General features: G+C 37.3%; 4 protein-coding genes. 1 reads left to right on the top strand and 3 read right to left on the bottom strand.

What is annotated here, in order from left to right; genetic code table 11:
• Together ACILQF_RS11600 and ACILQF_RS11595 are read right to left on the bottom strand one after the other, a co-directional pair.
• A partial coding sequence (locus tag ACILQF_RS11600; protein ID WP_395627567.1) for a glycosyltransferase family 2 protein occupies positions 1-572 on the bottom strand: 572 nt, incomplete at its 3' end.
• Positions 559-1,833, bottom strand: coding sequence for a glycosyltransferase (locus tag ACILQF_RS11595; protein ID WP_395627566.1), 1,275 nt, complete (start codon positions 1,831-1,833; stop codon positions 559-561). The genes ACILQF_RS11595 and ACILQF_RS11600, both read right to left, overlap by 14 nt.
• Before the next feature lie 110 nt (positions 1,834-1,943).
• Between ACILQF_RS11595 and ACILQF_RS11590 the strand changes: the two genes are divergently transcribed.
• Positions 1,944-2,696 carry a class I SAM-dependent methyltransferase gene (locus tag ACILQF_RS11590; RefSeq protein ID WP_395627565.1) on the top strand — a complete coding sequence of 251 codons (753 nt, stop codon included), beginning with the start codon at positions 1,944-1,946 and terminating at the stop codon, positions 2,694-2,696.
• Here ACILQF_RS11590 and ACILQF_RS11585 read toward each other — a convergent pair.
• The gene (locus tag ACILQF_RS11585; RefSeq protein ID WP_395627564.1) at positions 2,693-3,598 is read right to left on the bottom strand and encodes a sugar transferase; all 906 of its coding nucleotides are present in this window, start codon (positions 3,596-3,598) and stop codon (positions 2,693-2,695) included. The genes ACILQF_RS11590 and ACILQF_RS11585 overlap by 4 nt on opposite strands.
• Positions 3,599-3,825 lie beyond the last annotated feature (227 nt).

Genomic DNA, 3,825 nt, shown 5'->3' with positions numbered 1-3,825 from the left:
TTCACATTAACTATCCTTTTTGCCTTTTTCGCTGCTTTCAATATCCAATCAATATCAGAACTCAATTTATAGCTTAAATCGTAAGGCTCTGTCAGTGATTTTCGGATGTAAATTGCCTGGTGACTAATACTCATCCCATATTTAAAGTCGCGCCAAGTAAAAGCTTCAGGTGCTTTATGCCGTCTTTGCCCCAAACTATTCCAATCTTCATCGTACATTTCAGTCTCGCCATAGTAAATATCCGCATCTGCACTGCTCGCAAATAGCTTCTCAACGGTATCTAGAGCATAAATCTCATCCCCCGAATTCATGAACAAAACATAATCACCCTTTGCCAAAGCCAAACCCTTATTCATAGCATCATAAATACCACTATCCTTCTCAGAAATAAGCGTGGTAATACGAGATTCATAGTGCTTCAGGATATCCAAAGTACCATCACTTGAAGCTCCATCAATCACCAAGTATTCGATATTGGGATAGGTTTGATTGAGCACTGAAAGCACCGTACGTTCAATATCACGCACATTATTGTAAACAATCGTAATGACGCTTAATTTAGGCTGAAACATGCTTATTTAACAAAGATTTATACAATTCAATATGCTTATTGGCAATAATTTGCTCCGAAAAATAATTCTCGACAGTTTTTCGGGCATGTAAATTCAATTCAGCTCTATTGGCTTCCTTATAAATCCAAGCAATACCTGCTGCCAAATCAGCAGAAGATTTATATTCAGCCAAATAACCATTGTGTTTGTGGCTCACCATATCAGGAATACCACCTGTGGTAAAAGCTGCCACTGGAGTGCCGCAAGCCAGACTTTCCAATACCGTATTGGGTAAGTTATCCTCCAAGGAAGGTGCTAAAAAAACATCAGCGGCACTATAACAGAGTGCTAGCTTTTCATCATCAGAGATGGTGCCTAAAAAAGTAGTAGCAATCGGAAAATCAGGCACATTCTTTTCATCTCTATTACCAAACACAATCAATTCAATAGAATCGGGTGAAATTTGATGATTTTTAATGAAAAGCTCAATCGCCTCCTTTAAATAGGAAGTTCCTTTGTGCATGTCTTTACGGGATGGCATAAACCCACTCATCAGGAGGAATTTTTCTGTATTTAATCCCAATTTCTTGCGGGCATCCACTTTTTCACTTGGCTTGAAAACACTTGTATCTAAGGTATTAGGGATGTTAACAAGATCTACCGATCCCAATAAACTACTCTTCCTTACCGAATCGGCCATCCAGCGACTTGGAGCAACGATGTTTAAGTTCAATTTACTGTAGGCCTTAAACTTCCTTTTCCAGATCCGATGTGAACTATCATCAGCTCCCGGGTATTTTAAAATAGGGCAATTGCCACATTCTTTAAGAAAATGATCACAGTCGTAGCGCACATGACAGCCACCGGTAAAGGCATTACTGTCGTGGAAGGTCCACACAATGGGTTTATTTAAATTTGATAGGCCTGCGATATCTTCAGGACGCAAAAATGCATGATTGATCCAGTGCAGGTGAATAATATCCGCCGACCTTAGTAATTTAAGATTAGAAATATCTCTGCCCCACACAGGAAATGAAAATGGAATCGGTACATTTTTGCTGAATAGTTTGGCAGTCATTCGCTCCATGATAATTCCTGCGGCGGTAAACCATTTTGAAAAAATGCCCTTCGACAGATTTTCTACCTCGGGATTATCCCTAAAAAGGAAATTTACAGCCAACACAGAATCCACCCCCTCAGCTTTCAAAGCATTATTTAGTCGCATACAAGCCCTGCCTGCGCCCCCGTTTCCAGCGTATGTATTTAAATGGATAATTTTCACTACCCAAAAATACAATTCATAAAGCTAATTGTTAGGATAATTGGAACTCAAACATAAATCCTTCCTAATTTTATGCGCATGTCTAATCTTTTTGTTTTCTTTGCTATTGCATGGAGAATCAATTAACCGACCGTACATTCTGGACCAATTACTGGGAATCAAAGCCTGATCTTGCGATTTCAATCGACAAAAACTACCTTTTTCATCAATACTTAGAACAAGTAGTTTTAAAGGATAAAAGCAAAACTGCCATAGAATTAGGAGGATTTCCAGGCTATTATTCCATTTTCCTGAAAAAATACCTTCACGTTGAAGCTACTTTATTCGATTATTTTATCCACCCTGGAATACTAAAAAAGGTGCTGGAGAAAAATAATTTAAATGAACATGATATCACGCTCATTGAAGCTGATTTATTTCAATACAAAGCAACAAAAAAATATGATTTGGTGCTCTCTTGCGGACTAATAGAGCATTTTAAGGATACTAAAGATATCCTAGCAAGACATTTGGAATTCTTAAATCCGAATGGGACCTTATTTATTACTTTGCCCAATTTTAGAGGAGTAAATGGATGGGTTCAAAAGACTTTCGATCGGGATAATTATGAAAAACACCACATCGAATGCATGGATCCGAAATTACTTAAGAAATTTATGGAGGAGCTCGGACTAGATGTTATAAAATCTTCATACATAGGCAACTACAGCGTTTGGCTTGAAAATAGAGATCAAAAGTCTGGTCTCACAAAAGCCTTCATAAAATCCATTTGGTTCATCGGAAAAGTTTTTACTAAAATATTCCCATTTGAATCAAAAGCCTTGTCGCCTTACATCCTATTAGAAGCTAAAAAGAAGTCTTAAATTCCCTTTATCTTTTCTTTGGCAAAGCGAAGTATTCTTTGCCATAGGCTTCCCTTTCGGTTTTTGAGGAAATTTTTAATGGAATGATAAACGAGCTGATTTTCTTCAATTTTTTCAGGAAAAGACTGGATTGGCTGCGGATTAATGATCACATGGTAAATGTCATTCATGCCCGAATGGATACCAGTGCCATCATGTCCGATATTATCAATTAGTGATTTGGAGGGATTCAGTGTGAGCCCCCCTTTTAAAAATATGGACGCATACCATCTAATTGCCCATGAATTATTTTTGCCACTTTTAAATTCTTGTATCTGTTTCCAAAAATTCATGGTGCCATCAATAGAAAATTGATTCTTTTTTTCTTCATCAAAGCGACTAATTATCAGGTCGATATCGGGTTCAAAATTTTTCCATGCACGATCCCAAGTTGCCCACCCCCAACTAGTTGCTGCGCGGTAAAAAAAGGTTTCGGGTAAGTTTTCTTCCTTTAGGGGATACATGTAAGCCCCAATATGCATCACTTTTTCTTCATCCTGATAACGATTTAGCGCATCGTTAAAATACTGAAGGGTGTACATGGAACTAATCAAATCATCTTCAAATACAATTACCTTACCATAGTCCTTAACAAGTCTGCTTACTCCATCAATAATCGAATTGGCAAGCCCCAGATTACTTTTACGCTCAATCAATTCAACATGCTTAAAACCATCCACTGTACGAATAATTTCCCTTACCTCATCTACGAGTTTCTGATTATTAGGGTCTTTTGCGGCATCAGAAAAAATATAAAGACGAGATTCTTCAGCCAATAAATTTTGCTGCAAAAACTTAATCGTTCGCCGTGTATGCTCCGGACGATTATAAACGAAAAGTGCTATTGGAGCAAAATTTTGCATGATTTATCTAAAATTTTATTGATGTGCTTAAAGAAAACAATTCCATGATGCAAGGGTTTTCATTAAAATGAATAAAAATCAGCTGAATATGGTCCATTATTGATTTAGTTCAGCTTCCGAAAATGCTCTTTCTCTACTCTTATACTTAGCACGAATTTCTGTGACCGATTTAGATGACACCTTATCTGCTTTATTAGACCAAGAATTTCGGATGTAATTTGCAACTT

This window comes from Daejeonella sp. (assembly GCF_044232565.1).
Classification (GTDB): domain Bacteria; phylum Bacteroidota; class Bacteroidia; order Sphingobacteriales; family Sphingobacteriaceae; genus Daejeonella.
The sequence above is the reverse complement of the archived record's forward strand: the minus strand, read 5'-3'. Positions and strand labels throughout refer to the sequence as shown.

What these genes read in the sequence shown, in the direction of transcription:
- ACILQF_RS11590 (WP_395627565.1), top strand. Translation starts at nt 1,944, where the DNA reads ATGGAGAATCAATTAACCGACCGTACATTCTGGACCAATTACTGGGAA.
- ACILQF_RS11585 (WP_395627564.1), bottom strand. Translation starts at nt 3,598, where the DNA reads ATGCAAAATTTTGCTCCAATAGCACTTTTCGTTTATAATCGTCCGGAG.